Genomic DNA, 20,047 nt, shown 5'->3' with positions numbered 1-20,047 from the left:
ATTTAGACTTTGTTGAAGGTTGATTTCCAGATTTCCCAAGCTTTTTCAGCTTGAAACTCTAGCATTTTAAGTCCGTTGCAAGTTTGTGCACCTTGATGTTTTCCCAATCTCAAAAATTTGGTTTCTTCAGGATTGTAAATCAAATCGTACAATAAGTGCTTTTCTGTAATTCCGTCGTAAGGAATGTTCAGACAAACATTTACTTCAGGATAAGTTCCTAAGGGTGTACAATTAATAATGATTTTATAAGACTCAATGATGTCGACCGTAAGTTCGTCGTAAGTAAATTTGATTTTTTCACCCTTGGTTCGGGATACATAGTCACATTTGATATTGCGCTTTTTCAGTGTGTAAGCGACCGCTTTTGAAGCACCACCTGTACCCAAAATCAAAGCTTTTTTATGCTGTTTTTTTAGAAAGGGTTGAATGGATTTTTTAAAACCATAACAATCGGTATTATAACCTTTAAGCCGTCCTTTTTTATTGAAAGTAATCGTATTTACAGCCCCTATTTTTTTTGCCTTTTTATCAAGCTTGTCTAAATATGGAATGATGTCCTCTTTATAAGGAATGGTAACGTTAAGTCCAGAAATATCAGGATTCTCTTTTAAGAGTTTAGGGAACTCTGAAATGGCGTCAATGTCAAAGTTTTCATAAGTAAAAGGCAACTGTTCGGCTTCAAACTTTTTTGAAAAATAGCCTCTTGAAAATGAATAAGAGATGTTTCTTCCTATTAAACCTAATCTATGCATGTGATTTGTTCGTGCGTTGACCATACCATTCCAAAGCCAACACGATTAAAATTCCAAGAATTATAAAGCCAATGGCAGTGTATGTTTCTGAATTAAACTCAGGAAAGTAGCGTTCGTAATTTTGAATGATTTTTTCACCTCTTGAATCAATCAAGAACGATCCATCCTCCTGTGTTTTGAAAATTGTTTTTTTCCAAGGCCAAACAACACCTAGCGATCCAATAATAAAACCTATGATAGAAGCTGTTGTTATGCTTTTAAAATGTTTCAGTACATAGCTTAAAATATGTGAAAATGTGACCAATCCTGTTACAGAACCAAGAGTAAATACACTAAGTACTTTCAGGAGTCGCATCCTGATAGGGTTATCGACGAAACTAAAGTCACCACTAAAAATATCTGAAATGGTATCGTAAAGTGCATTCACCGAATCGACAAGAAGCAATACGTAATTGCCAAGGAGAATCAGAATAAAAGAACCTGAAAATCCGGGAAGTGTCATTCCTGAAACGCTAATCATACCACAAAAGAAGACAAAGAGGAGATGGTCGTTTTCCTTTGCTGGATCTAAAAAACTGATGCTTATACCTAAAAGTATTCCTATGATTAAGGCCGAAATACTTTTGTAAGACCAATCGTGAAAATCCTTGTTGATATAATAGATGGAACCGATAATCATTCCGAAGAACATACTCCAGACATAGAGTTCATAATGTTGTAAAAAATAATCTAGAATTTTGGAAACGCTAAAGTAACTCACAATCATTCCGAAGAACAAGAGTCCTAAAAACTTACCATTGATGTAGCGATAAAAGCTGTTGAAGCGTCCATTAAAAAGTAACATGAAGGCTTTTTTGTTGACCTTCTGTAAGGAATAAATAAACTCTTCATAAAAGCCAGCCACGAAAGCGACAACACCACCAGAAACACCAGGAACTTTATTGGCTGCTCCCATTCCCAGTCCTTTAACAACCAGAAAAATACGATCTTTAAGACTTCTGGTTGTTGGCATTAGACTTCATTTTTTTTAGATCCCAAACTTTCGAGAATTAGGATAGTGGCAAATCCAACGACCATAAAAATCAGGGCAAGCATGAGTTTTGGATCTTCAGGATAAACATTAGGTAATATGCTTTTGTCCAAAACACTCACTTCAATGCCTTTCGAATTGATTCGGGTTTTAAGTACTTCCTTCCATGGCCATATTTTGTTCAAGGAGCCTATCATGAAACCCGTAAGAATGGCTAAGGTTAGATGTTTGTGGTGCTTGAACATCCAGTTGAGTGCTTTTGAAAACACTTTCAGGCCGATTATAGCACCAATTCCGAGCAGTAATAAGTTCAGGCAAGCGTCTTTTAAAAGCTCAAGATTACCGGTTGAAACAGCTTCAATTAAATTGTTTATCGTATTGATAGCAGTTTCATAAGCGCCTAGAATGAGTAATATAAAAGCTCCGGAAACACCTGGAAGGATCATTGCGATGATAGCAATAAAACCGCAAAACAAAAGATAAATTGAACTATCAGGAGAAGCAAAGGGCTCTGCTAATGTGATATAATAAGATAATATGGAAGTTACTACAATAGCTGCAATAATTTTAACAGACCATGTTTTAACTTGCTTTCCAATGTAGAGGATACTTGCCAATACCAATCCGAAAAAAAAGGACCACAACAAGATGGGTTCGTTGTGCAATAGCCATTTGATTACTTTTGCTAAAGACAAAATACTAATGGCAATTCCAGAGAATAAGGCTAATAAAAAGCTACCGTTAATTGAGTTCCAAGCGGTTATAAAACCTTCGCGTTTCCACACCTTGAAAACATTGAGACTTAAATTATCGATGCTTGAAATCAATTCTTCATAAATACCTGAAATAAAGGCAATGGTTCCACCGGAAACACCAGGAACAACATCAGCTGCACCCATTGCAATACCTTTAAGGGTAAGAATTAAGTAATCGGAAAATCGTCTCAGCATTTTTTGTTGTTAAGAACAGCAAAGGTAAGAAATAGCAATGACTCTTTTAGGTCCAAAAGATAACTGGCTCAAGTTTAATAATAAGTTAAACAAAGGCTTCGAGAATTTACTTTCTGTTATTGGAAATAAATTCCTGGACGGAAGGTTTTTGTAGTACGCTAGGGAAGAGCTCTTCTAAAATAAAATCAAACTCGCTATCTAGTAGTAAGGCATTTTTTAAATGGTACTGACCTTTTCTCGTTTCGTGTAGCATATAATGTAATCCTGCCAATCGAAATTCAATTTCAGCGGTTTCTGGGTAAAATTCTGCTGCCTGAATAAGGTTTAAGGCAGAAGCTTCATATTCTCCTAAAGCAATCAAGATATCTGCCCTTGATAACCATGTTTGAAGTTCGTAATTGCCTAGATCCAAAGTCTTTTTGTAACCGCGTTCTGCTTCTTCCAGAAAATTCAATCGATGGTTGATTTGCGCATATAGTTTCCAATAGATCACATTTTCTCCATCAATATTGATTGCCTTATTGATGTAGAAAAGCGCTTTTTGGTAATTGCGTTGCTTATTGTAAAATTTGGTTATGGCAATCCACCCTTTATCCAATAAAGGATCCTCATGAACGGTTTTATAAAAATACTGAACCGCCAAATCGTTATTTCCTATTTTCTCGTAGCAATGCCCAATGCGAAGTAGGGCAAAAGACGTCGGCTCATCTAAGGCTAAAGTGATTTTGTAGTTTTCAATAGCTTCGGCATAGAGTTTTTTCTTTTCAAGTACCTTTCCCTTTTCAAGATAAGCACCTACAAAACTATCATCGGAAATAATAGCGAATTCAAATGCCGATAAGGCTTTGTCGTAAGCCTTCAATGTAAAATATTGACGTCCTAATTGATGCCAAGCGACTTCACAATACGGATTTCTGTCAAGGTATTTGTTTAGGAAATCAATAGCTTCCTCATTTTGGTCTAAGAAATCATAACAATAAATAACATTGTACAAAGCCGAATAATCTTCCATATCGATCATAAGGCATTTGGTAAAATATTCCCTGGCATCATCAAATTGGTCCAAGAACAAATATTCCATGCCAATCAATGCATATAAATCACTTAAGCTCTCTTCGTCTTGATTAAGACTTAAAGCCGATTTTAGGACATCAATTGCCTTTTCATGCAAATCTTGTTTTGAAAAAACGCTTGCCTTCTGAATGTAAATTTCATCATTGGTAGGTTCTACAATATGAAGTTCATCGAGTAGCTCGTCAGCTTGTTTGAACTTATTTTCAATGATATATATTTCCGTTAGAAATAATTTAAGGTTAACAGAAGATGGGTGTTGTTCGAGGCCGAGTTTTATGGCTTTTTTAGCGAGGGCTATTTTGCCATTTTCAAGATAATGATGAATGATGTTTTCAAATTCATTTGAATCGAAGAATAAAACATTATTGGTTTTAAGCATGGATTCAAATCTTGTAAGCGAAATATTGTTGTTGTCGTCAGGTTGACTGAACTCCATAGGCAAATTAGGATTAATCGATATTTAAAATTACTGTTATCCCATTAAAAACGCGATAATAGCTGTCAATGTTTTCAACAAATTAATTAACAGTTAGAGTTTGTCTTGAAATAATTTGTTTTTTAATTCTGGTAATCAGTCATGTATGTTTGGTAAGTTATAAGGCTTTAGAGTTGGAAATAGAATCCAAAACCTCTTTGATTATAGCACAACCTTTGATGATTTCTTCATTTGAAATGGTCAAAGGAGGTGTTATTCGGATGGCTTTTGGTTCAAAAAGTAGCCAAAAAAGAATCAAACCTTTGTCTTTACACTTTAAGATAACCTCATTGGTTATATCTGCTGAATCAGTGATAGCAGCCAGCATCAATCCACGTCCTCGTATATCTTTGATCAACGGATGTTTTAGGTGTTTTCTGAAAAGTTGTTCCTTTTCAATCGTTTTTGGCATCAAGTCAGACTCTGTGATTTCTTTAACGGTTGCTAAAGCCGCAGCAGCAATAACTGGATGACCACCAAAGGTTGTGATATGACCTAATTTTGGATTGTCTTGTAATAAATCCATGTGCGCTTTCGATGCAGTGAAAGCTCCTATTGGCATGCCGCCTCCAAGTCCTTTACCAGTGACCAAAATATCAGGAACACAATCGTAATGCTCAAAGCCGAATAGTTTGCCTGTTCGACCAAAACCAGGTTGAATTTCATCTAATATCAACAGAGCACCAACCTCATTACAACGCTTCCTAACAGAACTTAAATAGCCATTCTTAGGTTCAATGAATCCGGCACCACCTTGAATGGTTTCCAAAATAACTGCAGCGGTGTTTTCAGTGATTTGAGATATGTCTTCAATGTTATTAAAGTCAATAAATCGAACATCTGGAATGAGCGGTCTAAAAACTGATTTACGAGCTTCATATCCCATCACACTTAATGAACCCATAGTGTTTCCGTGGTAAGCGTGATGTGCCGCAACAATTTCACTTCTACCAGTAACACGACGAGCTAATTTTAGGGCACCTTCAATGGCTTCCGTCCCAGAGTTTGTGAGATAGGTCGTTTCTAGCGGTTTAGGTAAGTGCTGCGATAAAAGCTTTGACAGACCCACTGCTGTTTTTTGAATGTATTCTCCATACACCATAACATGCAAATATTTATCAATTTGCTCTTTTATGGAATTGACAACTTTTGGATGTTTATGACCTAAGCTACATGCGGAAACGCCTGCTACAAAATCTAGATATGCCTTGTTTTTTGTATCGTAAATATAAGATCCTTCAGCATGTGAAACTTCCATGGCCAAAGGGTGAGGTGACGTTTGTGCTTGATATTTAAAAAAATCGTCTCGCATTACCACATCAATTTTCCTTATTAGATTTGTTCACTAAAGGTTTTGGAAGTAGTTGCTGTTTTGAAACGGAGTCACGTTTAACTTTTTTATCCTTTACAGATTTTGGAAGGTTTCGAGACGCCTTATTAATGTCATCACTATCTTTTTCTGCAGCAGAATCCATGCGTTCGAACATTTTTTCATCAAAGAATTCTTCTTCGGGAACAAACTCATCAAGGCCCTTTATTATGGGAAGCTCCAGAGGAGGATCGTCTGAAAATAAATCGTCAATACTTTTGGGGCGTTCTTCTTCACGCCAATTAAAACCTCTAAATTTTCTAGCGTTTTCAGGGAACTGCGATTCTGGATAAATTTCGCCATCAACTTGATTGATTAAGGTCACGATTTTATAACCTTCTTCAAATTTCATATTGATCTTTCCCGATTTGGATTTATTGATACCTATAAGTGAATCTTTGTCGTCTCTAGAATAGAAAATAATTTCAGCATTCTTGATTATGTCTACATTGTAAAGCTCGTTGTTTTCAAACAAACCTATCAATCGCTGACCTTTAATTTGGTTAAACCCGCCATCAATGGTGTCCTTGCTTATCAAAAAGGCATTATTAAAAACTTTTAAAGAGTCTAGTTCTTCTTTTTCAACATTAGAAATCAGGTGAATGGAATCACCTGTCATTTGATTGCCTAAGTTCCACATTACTGGATTTCTTTTTTGTGCAAACGCATCGGTTGAGGAAAATCGAGCTAAGTTGATTAATTGTGTAAGTCCGGTTTTGTGATCTGCATGAATTGAATCTGCTTTTCCGCTCATATCACTTTTATACATTTTGGCATTGTAAAAGGCTCTTGTAATACGATGTTCAGGTTTTCCTGTCACCATAAGAGTATCTGCATGTATGTATATGGAATCGGTTTCCTGAACGGTTATTGCCAGAGCGCGTTTTGTAATGAAAACCGAATCTTTATCTCTGAAAACTTCAGCATAATGACCTTTGATAATACTATTATTAATGGTATCAGTCACTACAATATTATTCGTTGCTGAGGCAAAATTTCGATTTCTGTCAAAGTATAAACTATCTCCTATGACTTCTCTATTATTGTAGTTGATTTTGGAATTTTTAATAAAATGTCCAATGTCATTTTTAGTATCATAAAATCCTCGTTCGCAATATATTTTACTTGAATCACCAACAATTGTTGAAGGACCATACATATAGGAATGACCTGTTTCAGAATAGAAATCCAATTGATTGGTATTAAGTGTATAATCTGGATTCACTAATAAAACATCTTTTAGGAACCGATATTTTTTGTTATTCATGTAATAGCGACCAACTTGACTGGTTATGGTCCCTGAGGAATCACGAACGACTTTTCCTTTCGTTTCGTAATAGGCTTGTTGTTTTGTGCGATCAAAATAAAGCGTATCTGTTGTTAAAACTGATTGAGGTTCAGTGAGCACAACATCACCTGCAGCAAATGCTAACTTTGTGATACCACTATATTCTACATAGTTTGAAGTCATATTAACCGAATCACCTTGTTTCATGACGACATCACTGAAGGCTTCGATAAAATCCTCATTTTGATAATAGATGGCTTTGTCACACCACATGTCTATGCCATCATGAATGACATGAATCTGGGCTTGGTCGCTTCTAACAAATGTGGTTATATTTTCACCTTTGAGGGAATCTTTAACCGCAAATCCAAAATATTCAATATTGATTTTTTTGGGTTGTTGTGAATAGGAAAGAGTTGTTGTAAAACAACAGATAAGAATTAATATATACCTGAATGCTAGATTCAAAATGTTAAGATTTGCTTCAAAAATAACTATTATACCTACGGAAACGTATGCCTTAACAGATTTTTAATAGATACTATCTGTTGATGGTCTGTGTTCTGTCTGGACCAACGGAAACAATTGTAATAGGAATTTCCAATTCAGCCTCAAGGAATGCGATATACTCGTTGAGTTCCTTAGGGAATTCGGAAGCACTTCTCATTTTAGTGAGGTCTTCTTTCCAGCCTTTAAACTCAGTGTAAATTGGAGTGACGTTTTCTTCCTCAATATTAAATGGCAAATGTGAAATGGTTTCTCCTTTATATTTGTAAGCGGTACATACTTTTAGGGTTTCAAAACCAGAGAGCACATCACCTTTCATCATACTAAGTTGAGTCACGCCATTAACTTGACAAGCATATTTCAATGCAACTAAATCTAACCAGCCGCATCGTCTTGGTCGTCCAGTTACAGCACCAAATTCATGTCCGATTTTAGCCATTTTTTCACCTGTTTTGTCAAAGAGTTCCGTTGGGAACGGACCAGAACCTACACGCGTGGTATAAGCTTTGAAAATCCCAAAAACTTCTCCAATTTTATTTGGAGCTACACCTAAACCTGTACAAGCACCGGAAGCAGTTGTATTAGAAGAGGTCACAAAAGGATAAGTTCCAAAGTCGATGTCAAGTAACGAGCCTTGAGCACCTTCGGCTAGGATGCTCTTACCATTTTTTAGGGCAGTATTTAAATACTCTTCGCTATCAATAAACTCAAGTTCTTTCAAACGTTCTACAGCTGCAAAAAACTCGTCTTCCATTTCCTTAAGGTTGTATTGAATGTCTACATTATAGAACCCAATCATAGCCTCGTGTTTGTTTGCTAAAGCTCTGTATTTTTCTTTCCAGTTGTCCATTTCCAAATCACCAACTCGAATGCCATTACGACCTGTTTTATCCATATAGGTAGGACCAATACCTTTTAAGGTGGAACCTATTTTAGCTTTTCCTTTGGCAGTTTCAGAAGCGGCATCCAATAAACGATGTGTTGGTAAGATCACGTGTGCTTTTCTTGAAATAATGAGCTTGGTTGTGTAATCTAGGTCAAATTTATCTAAACCCTCCAACTCTTGCACAAAGACAACAGGATCAATAACCACACCGTTGCCAATTACGTTCATGGACTTTTCATGAAAAATTCCTGAAGGAATGGTTCTCAAAACATGTTTAATGCCATCAAACTCTAAAGTGTGCCCAGCATTTGGTCCACCTTGAAATCTTGCAATGATGTTGTATTTTGAGGTAAGGACATCAACAATTTTCCCTTTGCCTTCGTCTCCCCATTGAAGTCCGAGTAGTAAATCTACTGCCATATTTGTATTAGTTAGTTGGTTTGTTTTTAGTTCCGTAAAAATAGAGTGAGTGGTTGGTAATCGAGATGTCAAAAACTTCTTCTATCGTTTTTTTGATGGATTGTATTCTTGGGTCGCAAAATTCAATTACTTCTCCAGTATCGGTTAGAATAACATGATCATGTTGCTTGTCGAAGTATGACTTTTCGTAATGTGCTTGATTTTGACCAAATTGATGTTTTCTAACCAAATTGCATTCCAGAAGAATTTCAATGGTGTTATAAAGTGTAGCACGACTCACACGATAGTTTTTGTTTTTCATTTTGATGTAAAGAGATTCAATATCAAAATGTTCTTCACTATCATAGATTTCTTGTAATATAGCGTAACGCTCAGGTGTTTTTCTATGACCTTTATCTTCTAGAAATTGTGTAAAAACATTTTTAACAATTTCCTGATTACTCTGTTCCGTATTTGTACTCATAATTCGTGGTGCAAATTTACACAATTTTTAAACTCTTGACACCTTCTCAATTCCATTAATTTTTTTGAGATTTTCCATGAGCTTTTGAAGCATGTTATTGTTGGTTACAACCACGTTGATTTTGCCTGAGAAGATGCCACCATCGGTATCAAAACTAATGCTTTTCATGTTGACATGCATATTTGAGGAAATCTCTTTAGTGATGTTGTTAACCAATCCTAAGTTATCAATTCCTGATAAGGTGATTTGAGCTGCAAATTCTTGCTGAGAGGAATCAATCCACTTCGCCTGTATGATGCGATAAGCATAATTGGATTGCAAACTTAAGGCGTTTGGACAATTCTTCTTATGAACTTTGATGCCATCATTAATGGTTAGAAAACCAAAAACTGGGTCACCAGGAATAGGATTGCAACAAGTAGACAATTTGTAATCTAGCTTTTCTTCTTCCTTTCCAAATACAAGCATATCATATTTGGAAGTGATTTCCTCTTTATCTAAATCTGGAGCAACGGTCGGTTTCCTAATTTTGTTCTTTATATAGGTCATGAACATATTGCTACGGGATGACGCATAATCCTTAAGCATTTTATTGTCTATGGTTCCTATTCCTACACGATAAAATAAATCTAAACTGGTTTTTAGTTTGAAATGATTGACCATCTCGTTAACCGATTTTTCATCTAGAGATATTTTGAGTTGCTTTAGTTTTCGCCTTAAAATTTCCTTGCCATCTTCAGCAATCGATTTTTTCTCATCTTTAAGAGAAGATTTTATCTTGCTTCTGGCTCTAGCCGTAGTGGCATAATCCAACCAGTTGCTATTAGGTTTGGCATTTTCAGAAGTGAGTATTTCTACTTGATCACCACTGCTGAGTTCATAGTTTAAAGGAACCAATTTGCCATTTACTTTTGCACCACGAGTTTTCATGCCAACTTCAGTATGAACACTAAATGCAAAATCTAAAGGTGTGGCCCCTTTTGGGAGCGATTTTAGATCGCCATTAGGTGTAAAGACATAGATCTCCTTTGAATATAGATTCAGCTTGAACTGTTCTACAAAATCAACGGCATTGGTTTCATTGCTTTCCAAGGCTTCTTGAAGTTTATCAATCCAAGTATCTAAGGCGTCTTCAGCATTTCCTTGTTTATATTTGTAATGCGCTGCATATCCTTTTTCGGCAATTTCATTCATGCGTTCACTGCGTATTTGCACTTCCACCCAACGACCTTTTGGTCCCATAACCGTAATGTGTAAAGCTTCGTATCCTGTAGATTTAGGCGAAGAAATCCAGTCACGTAAACGTATTGGGTTAGGTGTGAAATGATCGGTGACTATGGAATAAATTTTCCATGCCAAGAATTTTTCATTGTCTAAGTCGGATTTGTAGATGATTCGAACCGCGAATTTGTCATACACTTCATCAAAGGAAACGCCTTGTTTGACCATTTTCCGGCGAATGGAATAAATGGATTTTGGTCGTCCTTTGATTTCATAATTTAAGCCTTCCTTATCTAAGGAATCTACTATAACCTTTGAAAACTCCTTAATGTAATTGTCTTGCTCTTCCTTACTTTCCTTGATTTTTTCAAGAATGTCATTATACACTTCAGGTTCGGTGTATTTTAATCCTAAATCCTCGAGTTCGGTTTTAATGTTGTAAAGTCCGATACGATGTGCTAAAGGCGCATAAATGTATAAAGTTTCTGAAGCGATTTTTTCTTGTTTGTCAGTCCGCATCGAATCCATGGTTTGCATATTGTGGAGTCGGTCGGCAATTTTAATGATGATGACCCGAACATCATCATTCAAGGTCAGCAGCATTTTACGGAAGTTTTCCGCTTGTGTTGAGACATCTGTATCCTTGTTGAGAGACGAGATTTTGGTAAGTCCATCCACAATTCGAGCAATGGTTTCGCCAAACATTTGTTCAATATCAGCCAAGGTGTAATCTGGATTGTCTTCAACGACATCGTGAAGTAGGGCTGCGGCAATACTAATAGCATCCAGTCCTATTTCGCTGGCAACAATTCGTGCAACAGCAATGGGATGGAAAATATATGCTTCGCCAGATTTGCGACGTTGGTCTTTGTGTGCGTCAACAGCAACTTCAAAAGCCTGACGGATTAACTTTTTGTCATCATCAGTAAGGGTCTGGTAACTTACTTTTAGGAGCTGCTTATACGCTTTTGCAATCTCGGCATTCTCTTTTTCGATATCTACTTCAGCCATAAAACTAAAGTAGCAATTAGAAATGTAATAAGCAATGTGTTTTGGTAATAAGTTATTTGACTTTTAGATTTCGAACACGTTGTAACAATGTAGGATGCGAATAATGCATCCAAACAAAAGCTGGATGAGGTGTTAGGTTGCTCAAGCTGTTTTTTGATAATTTTTTAAGTGAAGTTATCAGTGGTTCAGCCTTAAACGTATTTTTTGCATAATCATCAGCTTGGTATTCGAATTTTCTGGATATGTAATTCATTAGCAGTCCAGTGATCTCCGAAATAGGAGAGTAAAGCAGTCCAAAAGCAATCAATCCTACATGAAAACTAGGGATTTCAACACCAATGGCATTTGAAAGTAATGGATTTGAAATAAAAACCGATAAAATAAAAAGCATCAATCCTGTAATCAAAATAGAGGAAAAAAGATTAAAAATGATATGCTTGCGTTTGTAATGACCAACTTCATGGGCTAGCACTGCTACAATTTCCTCATCTTCCAAGCTATCAATTAAAGTGTCATATAAAGTAATGCGTTTTTCACTTCCAAAACCTGAAAAATAGGCATTGGCTTTTGTGCTTCGCTTTGAGCCATCAATAACAAAAATATTTTTTAGACTAAATCCGACCGACTTGGCATAGTCAGAAATTTTATTGCGAAGGGCACCATCTTCAAGTGGTGTTTGTTTGTTGAAAAGAGGAACGATCAATTTCGCATAAAACATGTTCATGAAAATGGTAAAAACCGTAACGATTCCCCAAGCATAAAGCCAGAACTGTTCTTTGGTCTGCAGGTAAAACCAAATAACCAAAGCTAAGATGCCACCACCTATGATGGCCATCATGAAAAGACCTTTGATTTTATCAAGGATATATGTTTTTAAAGTGGTTTTGTTGAACCCGAATTTTTCCTCAATTACGAAGGTTTTATAGATAGAAAAAGGAAGTGAGATGATATCGCTACCCAACATAATAATTCCAAAGAACAGGAGTGCAATAACAATTGGATGATTTGAATAATCCCTAGCGACATTATCGACAAATTCAAAACCATCAAACCACAGAAACCCTAAGGTCAGGATAAGTGAAAACGTTGAGCTAAAAATGCTGAATTTATAGTTGGTCTTTTTGTAAGCTTGCGATTTTTTGTATTCGACTTCATCATAAACATCACTTAATTCTTCTGGAATAGGATCATTGTAATGCTTAGCGTTTAGAGCAGATAAGGTTTTTTCAATGATGAAATTGATAAGAATGATTCCAATAATTGTGTAAAACAGATGTTCTGAGGTCATACTAACTAGTTAAAATTACGTTGTCTTTTGGCTTCAAAAACAAGGATTCCAGCGGCAACAGAAACATTCATGCTGTCAATCTCACCTTGCATCGGAATAATGACATTTTGATGGGAAGCCTCAAGCCACTCTTCTGTTAATCCATGGGCTTCAGTGCCTACTACAATAGCCGAAGATATCGTAAAATCTTGTTTGTGATAGACTTCTGAGGCTTGTAAAGCCGCACAAAAAATATGAATCCCATTATTCTTTAAAAAAGAAATTATCTCTGAAGTACTCCCAGTAGCTATCTGATTCGTAAACACACACCCAACACTAGATCTAATAATGTTCGGATTGTACAAATCAGTTTTTGGATTGGCGATAATCACAGCATCTACGTTTGCCGCATCAGCAGTTCGTAATAAGGCTCCAATATTTCCCGGTTTTTCAGGGGCTTCAGCAACTAGAATTAACGGGTTCTTATGATGAAATTTAAGTTGGTTAAGGTCATGCCGTTGAGATTTGGCCACAGCAATAATACCTTCCGTAGAACTGCGATGCGCCAATTTTTCAAATACAGGTCTTGAAATTTCAATGATTTTATCTTTGTCTAGTTTCAATTCTGAAAGTTGAGCTTCAGACACATATTCAGGATAGTAGAGTAAAGTTTCAATACTATAATTGCCTTTTAGAGCTAATTGGAGTTCACGTTGTCCTTCAATGATGAATCTTTCGCTTTTTTTGCGTTCACGAGACTTGTCTTTAAGTGATAGCAGCTGTTTTACTAACGTATTTTGAGAGCTTGTTATGACTTTGTGAGGCATTTCAGTAATAATGAAATATCATGTTTTTAACCAAAGCAAATGTACATTATAAAAGTTGATTGAATTTTTATTTCAAGAAATTTATTCTAATGGTAGGTGTTTTCGGACTTTACCTGTTTTAATGGTGTAAAACTTTATAAAGATGTTTATCTTTAAAGACTTTTTGTTTTAACAACTAAACTAATCAGCCGCTCATGAAGAAAATATTACTCTTATTAGTATTTGCCCTTTTCTGTTTTAACTTTTCTTTTGCTCAATTTAACATCAATGAACCCTTAGACTTACAGATTTGTGATGATGGGAATAATGATGGCATAGCAGATTTTGATTTAACGGTCAATGATGCTGTCGTTTTAAATGGTTTAGATCCTCAACAATATGGAATAACTTACCATTTAACTTCGGTTGATGCTTTTAATTCGATTAATCCATTAGCGAGTCCTTTTACAAACTTTATAAACCCTCAAACAATTTTTGTAAGTGTCATTGAATGGTCTACTGGTAACATTGTTGTGAGTCAATTTGATTTGATTGTAAATGAAATTCCGGAGCCAAGTGTATTTAGTGTCTACGAACTATGTGATGGACCTTTGGTGGTCGATTCAGGATTGTCAGAAGCTAATTATGCCTTTAATTGGTATTTGGATGGTTTTGTTTTGGCTAACGAGACCAATTCTACACTTGTGGTTAATCAACCTGGCGTCTATTCGTTGCAAGTCATTTCCTTACTTGGCAATTGTTCTTCTTTTACCGAGTTTTCAGTTCAGGAAGGGACTTTTGATAATATGCCTATTCCATCAGCGCAATTTGTATGCGATGACGATGGTGATGGAATTGCTGTTTTTGATTTACATCCAACCATTGATGAGGTTCAAGATCTTTTGGGAGATTACAATTTAATGGTAACCTTTCATGAAACACAAGCTGATGCCGATTCGGGAGTAAATGCTTTAGATCCTATTTTTACAAATTCACAACCTTTTGGTCAGACCTTGTTTATTAGGGTTTCCTTGTCATCGCAACAATCTAATTGTTATGGAACAACTATTATTGATCTTGTAGTTGATGTTGATTGCGTTAATGCGTTTCCGGTAACCGTTAATTATTGTTCAGCAAATCCAAACGCAGTTATCGAAATTGATTTAACGACAGAAGAATCAACTATCTTAAACGGTCAAGACCCTTCTGGGTTCGCATTATCGTATTACCAATCTGAAGCCGATGCTTTTAACGAAGTCAACGCCATTGCTAATCCGCAACAATATACCATTCCAAGTTTAGATACTACATTGTATGTAAGGGTAGAAGATGTACAATCGGGAAGTTTTACTGTGGTACCATTTTTTGTTGTGTTTGGTTATGAGCCAGTAGCTAGTTTAGATGAGACCTATACCATTTGTGATGGCAATGAGATTGTATTAACACCTACCAATGATAGTACGCAATACTTGTATTCATGGAATACAGGATCTACAGATCCTGAGATCGTTGTCGATGCTCCTGGGATCTATTCCGTAGTTGTCACAGAAGAAGTTTCAGGTTGCTTTGTTGAACTAAGTACAGAAGTCTTTCTTGCTGAAGCACCTGCGTTGGCGACAGCTCCAGACTTAACAAATTGTGAACCAAACGCTGTATTCGATTTAACAACTAATGAAGCTATAATAACTAATGGAATGGCTAATGTAATAGTAACTTATTACAATAATTTGAATTTTGCTACTGCAGGAACCAATCCTATTAGCACTCCAGATAATTATACCGCTGTATCTTCACTTGAAACTATCTATGTTAGAGTTGAAACTGTTGAAACGGATTGTTTTGCAATTTCAGATTTTGATATCATTTCTGATGGGTCTTGTCCGTTGGCATTTGATTGTGCTGAAGGGCCAATAACAAATAGTTTTTGCTATGGTAATAACAACCAAATCCAATATACTTATGAAAGTAACGATGGTATTCCTCTTCAAATAACATTTACTTCTGGAACTGTTGAAAATAACTGGGATGAACTCTATATTTTTGATTCAGATGGTGTTACCAATATTAATCCAGAGTCAACAATTTATGGTAATAATGGAGATTTAACCGGATTAGTTTTTACGTCTACTGGCAATAGTATTACAATTTTTGTAGATTCAGATGGTAGTGTTTCTTGTCAGTCACAGAATTTTATACCTATTGAATATGAAGTGTCTTGTGTAGATCCTAATGCAATACCGAGTTGCTTAACCGATCTTAATGAACCTTTCAATGGTGACTCAGATGTGAATGAAAATACTAGCTTAAGCTGGAATCCTGCTGCTGGTGTTGTTTTAGGTTATACATTGTCTGTCGGACTTACTGCTGGAGGAACTGAGGTTATAGACAACGAGGACATTGGGAATGTATTAGAGTATGAATTGGAAACTCTAGATTACGAAACGACATATTACGTAACAATAGTGCCTTATAATATCAATGGACCAGCAGAGAATTGTCAAGAGTTCAGTTTTATAACTAGGGCCAATCCAAACCAAGTGGTCGTTTGTGAAGATGGTGCTGTGAATACAACCCATTGCTATGGTAACGATGAGACAACAGAGTTTAATTTCCAAAGTTCTGACGGACAAGAACTAACCATAGTTTTTAATGCTGGAGCAACAGAAGTTAATTACGATGAGGTTTATGTCATAGATTCTGATGGAACCATATTAAATCCAGATATGGAATATGGGAATTCAGGTGATTTTACCGGATTAACATATACATCAACAGGAGATAGCATTACCGTAAGATTCGAAACAGATTTCTCTATAAGTTGTGCTAATGGTAGTAGCTGTTGCACAGAATCCTTTGATTTTGATGTGTTCTGTGCTTCTACTGTAGGAATTATTCAAGTGAACGCTTTTGTCGATACAAATGCTAACGGTATCAATGATGTTGATGAACCTGGATTTTCAAATGGGTATTTTACATACGAATTGAATGGTGACGGTATGATCAATACTGTCAATTCTTCGACTGGTAGTTTTCATATTATTAGTTTTGATGAGACCGATAGTTATGATGTAACGTTCAATTTATATGATGAATCTGAAGCCTGCTATGATGTCACAATAGCTAGTTTCTCTAATGTGACTGTAGCAACAGGAAATAACATTACACTTGACTTTCCTGTAGTTGAAGATCAAAGTTGTGAGGATTTAGCAGTTTATCTCATTAATAACTGGATTCCACCAAGACCAGGATTTTCACACGATAACTATTTATATCTTGAAAACTTAGGGTTTACTACCATAGCATCAGGAACAGTAGAGTTTGTTTTAGATTCACAATTAATTTTAGATAACACATTTGGTGTAGATCCAGCTTATACAGTTACAACTACAGCTACAGGCTTTACTGTGGATTTTGTGAATCTCCAACCAGGAGAATTACAATCCATAGGTGTTTCAATCACTTGTCCGCCAAATGTGGCTTTAGGCGATATAGTAACCAATACGGCTAATTATTTAACCGATAGTAATGATATGGTAGCCGATAACAATGACTCTACACTTTCTGAAGTTGTTGTGGGTTCTTGGGATCCTAACGATAAAATGGAAGTGCATGGTCCAAGAGTTAATTACAACGAGTTTTCAAGTTCAGATGAATGGTTGTATTACACCATTCGATTCCAAAATTTAGGTACTGCTGCGGCTGAGTTTGTGCGTATTGAAGATGCCATTGATAACTTGCTTGATGAGTCAACCTTCCAAATGCTTCGCTCAAGTCATGATTATGTTGTGACAAGAACAGAAAATCATCTGGAATGGTATTTTGATGACATCAATTTGCCAGCAGAACAAGATGACGTTGAAGGCAGTAAAGGTTTTGTGTATTTTAGAATACAACCAAAGCCTGGCTATGCTATTGGAGACATCATTCCGAATACTGGAGCTATTTATTTTGATTTTAACGCACCTGTTATCACCAATAGATTCGAAACTGAATTTGTAGATGATGCGCTTTCTATTTCCGAATTTGGCATTAATGACTTTGAAATGTATCCAAATCCAGCAAGAGATTTGGTAAACATCAAGTTTGGAAGTACAACAGATGCCACCGTAAGTATTGTAGATATCAGTGGAAAGGTCATCAGTCAGAAATCATTTTTTAATACTTCACAATTCGAACTCAAGGTGTCTCATTTGCAGTCGGGAGTTTATTTTGTGAAACTACAAACACATTCTAAAACACAGATTAAAAAGCTGATAAAGGAATAGCAAAGTTTTATTTAAAAGCCTCAGAAATTTTCTGAGGCTTTTTTGTAATCAAAAGGTATTGTATTCGTCTAAGACCACAACCAATAAAAACCTTATGAAACTCATTCCATTAACCTTTATTTTAGCTTTGTTCTTCACGTCTTGTAAAGACAAGACGACAGAAACTGTAGCTTCTCCTGTTAATTATTCTGAAACTGAATTGGATATTACTACCAGTATTTATCCTGAATCCATATCAAAAGTCTTTGAGGCTCATGGAGGATTGGATACTTGGAAAAAAATGCGAACCCTAAAATTTACCATGTCTAAGCCATCAGGTGATGAGGTTACTTTAACCGATTTATATGAGCGCTATTCTCTTATTACAATGCCTGAACATACCATAGGATTTGATGGTGAAAAGGTATGGCTGCAGAACAAGGACACTACAAATTATAAAGGCAATGCTAAGTTCTATCATAATCTGATGTTCTATTTTTATGCCATGCCTTTTGTGTTGGCCGATGATGGAATTGTTTATGAAGAAAGTGAACCCTTAAACTTTGATGGAACTAGTTATCCTGGAATTAAAATTTCTTACGAAAGTGGAGTAGGTGAGTCACCTGAAGATGAATATATTATATATTATCATCCTGTAACTCATAAAATGGTTTGGTTAGGTTATACAGTCACGTATTTTACCAATGAGAAGAGCAAAGAGTTTCATTTTATAAATTATAGTGATTGGCAAACTGTAAACAGGTTACAATTACCAAAAACCCTATCGTGGTATAATTATGAAAATAATAAACCCACTACAAAACGAAATGAGGTTGAGTTTGTTGATGTCTTACTTTCTGAAGAGAAACCTGATGCTAAACTATTCCAGAAACCTGATAGTGCTCAAATCGTAGAATAAAAAAAGACCTACTTTAAACAGTAGGTCTTTTTTATAATGGTCTTTAGTTTTTAATCTTCTTGCGATTCATATTTCTCTGAGTAGCGTTTCCAAAGCTTGGTTTGATGTGATTCGAGACTGATTTGTCTTCCATCAATAAAAGCCTCACTTATGATATTTGTTCGCATATCTAAGGCGTCACCTTCACTGATAAACAATGTAGCGCTTTTACCTTCTTCTAATGATCCATATTGGTTATCAATACCTAAAATCTTAGCTGTATTTAAGGTAATGAGTTGTAAAGCCTGTTCTTTTGTTAAACCGTAAGCCACAGTAGTTCCAGCATAAAAAGGCAAGTTTCTGGCGTTCATGCGCTCCATTTGTCCGCTACCTTCAAGGGCGACCATTACGCCTTTATCAACAAGAATCTTAGCCATTTTAAATGGTAAATCGTAGTCATCATCCGTTTGACTAGGTCTAGAATGCACGCGTTGCAATAGCACACTGATATTATTCTGCTTCAAAAAGTCAGCTACTTTGTAGGCATCATATCCACCAACAATCGTCATTGATTTGATACCATTTTCCTTACTGAAATTAACAGCGTCAATAATTCCTTTTTCTCCATCGACATGTATGTAGAGTCTTTTGGAGCCATCAAATAAGCCTTTTGTAGCCTCATAAGGTAAATTGACAGTGGTATTATTTGCTTGTGTGTAAGCTTTTGTAGCATTGAAATAATCTGAAATTTCCTTAATTTGATTTTTATATTCTTTGTTGTCTTTGTAAGCTGGGTCTTCACCAAGCCACCAACGTCCTCTAGTAAAGGTATTAGGCCAATTTAAGTGAATGCCATCATCTTCCTTAACAGCGGCATCTTCCCAATTCCAAGCATCAAATTGTACAATAGACGATGTTCCCGAAATACGACCACCTCTAGGTGTGATTTGACCAAGTAGTACACCATTTGGACGCATAGACTCTACCACTTTCGATTCTGAGTTATAGGCAATCAAACTTCTGATATGTGGATTCCAAGATCCAATTTCAGAATCATCGTCTGTTGCTCTTACGGCATCAATTTCAACTAAACCTAATGTCGTGTTTGGAATGATAAATCCAGGATAAACATGCTTGCCATTCGCATAAATAACATCCATTTTGGAGTCGTCCACTTTGGTTTGGTTATTTTCAACGACGCTTACTAGCTTTCCGTTTTCAATAACAATCAAACTATTTTCGTAAACCTGACCATTTCCAATATGTGCTGTTGCACCAACGATGGCAATGCTTTTGGTTTGTTTTTTTGCAGGTGTTTGCTGTGCATTTGTAAAACCAAATGTCATTAGCAAAACTGTGATATATATAAATGTATTTTTCATATTT

At 36.0% G+C, this 20,047-nt stretch carries 14 protein-coding genes; 2 read left to right on the top strand and 12 right to left on the bottom strand.

All coding sequences use genetic code 11. From position 1 onward, the window contains the following. Nucleotides 1–2 precede the first annotated feature (2 nt). From AB9K26_RS08765 to AB9K26_RS08715, 11 genes are all read right to left on the bottom strand, one after another. Nucleotides 3–752: a shikimate dehydrogenase gene (locus tag AB9K26_RS08765; protein ID WP_369972181.1), complete on the bottom strand. Its 750-nt coding sequence runs from the start codon at nt 750–752 to the stop codon at nt 3–5. Beyond that, nucleotides 745–1,764, bottom strand: coding sequence for a DUF368 domain-containing protein (locus AB9K26_RS08760; RefSeq protein ID WP_369972180.1), 1,020 nt, complete (start codon nt 1,762–1,764; stop codon nt 745–747). The genes AB9K26_RS08765 and AB9K26_RS08760 overlap by 8 nt, the downstream gene beginning before the upstream one ends. Further along, nucleotides 1,764–2,732: a DUF368 domain-containing protein gene (locus AB9K26_RS08755; RefSeq protein ID WP_369972179.1), complete on the bottom strand. Its 969-nt coding sequence runs from the start codon at nt 2,730–2,732 to the stop codon at nt 1,764–1,766. The genes AB9K26_RS08760 and AB9K26_RS08755 overlap by 1 nt, the downstream gene beginning before the upstream one ends. Nucleotides 2,733–2,838: 106 nt before the next feature. Further along, nucleotides 2,839–4,242, bottom strand: a complete 1,404-nt coding sequence (locus AB9K26_RS08750; RefSeq protein WP_369972178.1) for a tetratricopeptide repeat protein — start codon at nt 4,240–4,242, stop codon at nt 2,839–2,841. 157 nt (nt 4,243–4,399) lie between these two features. Beyond that, nucleotides 4,400–5,593, bottom strand: a complete 1,194-nt coding sequence (locus AB9K26_RS08745; protein WP_369972177.1) for an aspartate aminotransferase family protein — start codon at nt 5,591–5,593, stop codon at nt 4,400–4,402. A 7-nt stretch (nt 5,594–5,600) separates the two neighbouring features. Continuing rightward, the gene (locus AB9K26_RS08740) at nt 5,601–7,406 is read right to left on the bottom strand and encodes an OstA-like protein (RefSeq protein ID WP_369972176.1); all 1,806 of its coding nucleotides are present in this window, start codon (nt 7,404–7,406) and stop codon (nt 5,601–5,603) included. A gap of 73 nt (nt 7,407–7,479) precedes the next feature. Continuing rightward, a complete protein-coding gene (locus AB9K26_RS08735; RefSeq protein WP_369972175.1) occupies nt 7,480–8,751 on the bottom strand; it encodes an adenylosuccinate synthase in 1,272 nt (423 codons plus the stop codon). A 7-nt stretch (nt 8,752–8,758) separates the two neighbouring features. Beyond that, nucleotides 8,759–9,214 (bottom strand): Fur family transcriptional regulator, encoded by a 456-nt coding sequence (locus AB9K26_RS08730; RefSeq protein WP_369972174.1) that lies wholly within the window; start codon nt 9,212–9,214, stop codon nt 8,759–8,761. A 27-nt stretch (nt 9,215–9,241) separates the two neighbouring features. Next, nucleotides 9,242–11,446 (bottom strand): bifunctional (p)ppGpp synthetase/guanosine-3',5'-bis(diphosphate) 3'-pyrophosphohydrolase, encoded by a 2,205-nt coding sequence (locus tag AB9K26_RS08725; RefSeq protein WP_369972173.1) that lies wholly within the window; start codon nt 11,444–11,446, stop codon nt 9,242–9,244. Nucleotides 11,447–11,498: 52 nt separating this feature from the next. Next, the gene (locus AB9K26_RS08720) at nt 11,499–12,734 is read right to left on the bottom strand and encodes a M48 family metallopeptidase (protein ID WP_369972172.1); all 1,236 of its coding nucleotides are present in this window, start codon (nt 12,732–12,734) and stop codon (nt 11,499–11,501) included. 5 nt (nt 12,735–12,739) lie between these two features. Then, the gene (locus tag AB9K26_RS08715; protein WP_369972171.1) at nt 12,740–13,540 is read right to left on the bottom strand and encodes a TrmH family RNA methyltransferase; all 801 of its coding nucleotides are present in this window, start codon (nt 13,538–13,540) and stop codon (nt 12,740–12,742) included. Nucleotides 13,541–13,734: 194 nt separating this feature from the next. Between AB9K26_RS08715 and AB9K26_RS08710 the strand changes: the two genes are divergently transcribed. Continuing rightward, nucleotides 13,735–17,784: a T9SS type A sorting domain-containing protein gene (locus tag AB9K26_RS08710; protein ID WP_369972170.1), complete on the top strand. Its 4,050-nt coding sequence runs from the start codon at nt 13,735–13,737 to the stop codon at nt 17,782–17,784. A 94-nt stretch (nt 17,785–17,878) separates the two neighbouring features. Beyond that, nucleotides 17,879–18,682: a hypothetical protein gene (locus AB9K26_RS08705; protein WP_369972169.1), complete on the top strand. Its 804-nt coding sequence runs from the start codon at nt 17,879–17,881 to the stop codon at nt 18,680–18,682. A 50-nt stretch (nt 18,683–18,732) separates the two neighbouring features. Here the strand turns inward: AB9K26_RS08705 and AB9K26_RS08700 are convergent, their stop codons facing one another. Next, nucleotides 18,733–20,043 carry an amidohydrolase family protein gene (locus AB9K26_RS08700; RefSeq protein WP_369972168.1) on the bottom strand — a complete coding sequence of 437 codons (1,311 nt, stop codon included), beginning with the start codon at nt 20,041–20,043 and terminating at the stop codon, nt 18,733–18,735. Nucleotides 20,044–20,047 lie beyond the last annotated feature (4 nt).

It is taken from the genome of Psychroserpens sp. XS_ASV72 (assembly GCF_041224425.1).
Lineage (GTDB): Bacteria > Bacteroidota > Bacteroidia > Flavobacteriales > Flavobacteriaceae > Psychroserpens.
The sequence above is the reverse complement of the archived record's forward strand: the minus strand, read 5'-3'. Positions and strand labels throughout refer to the sequence as shown.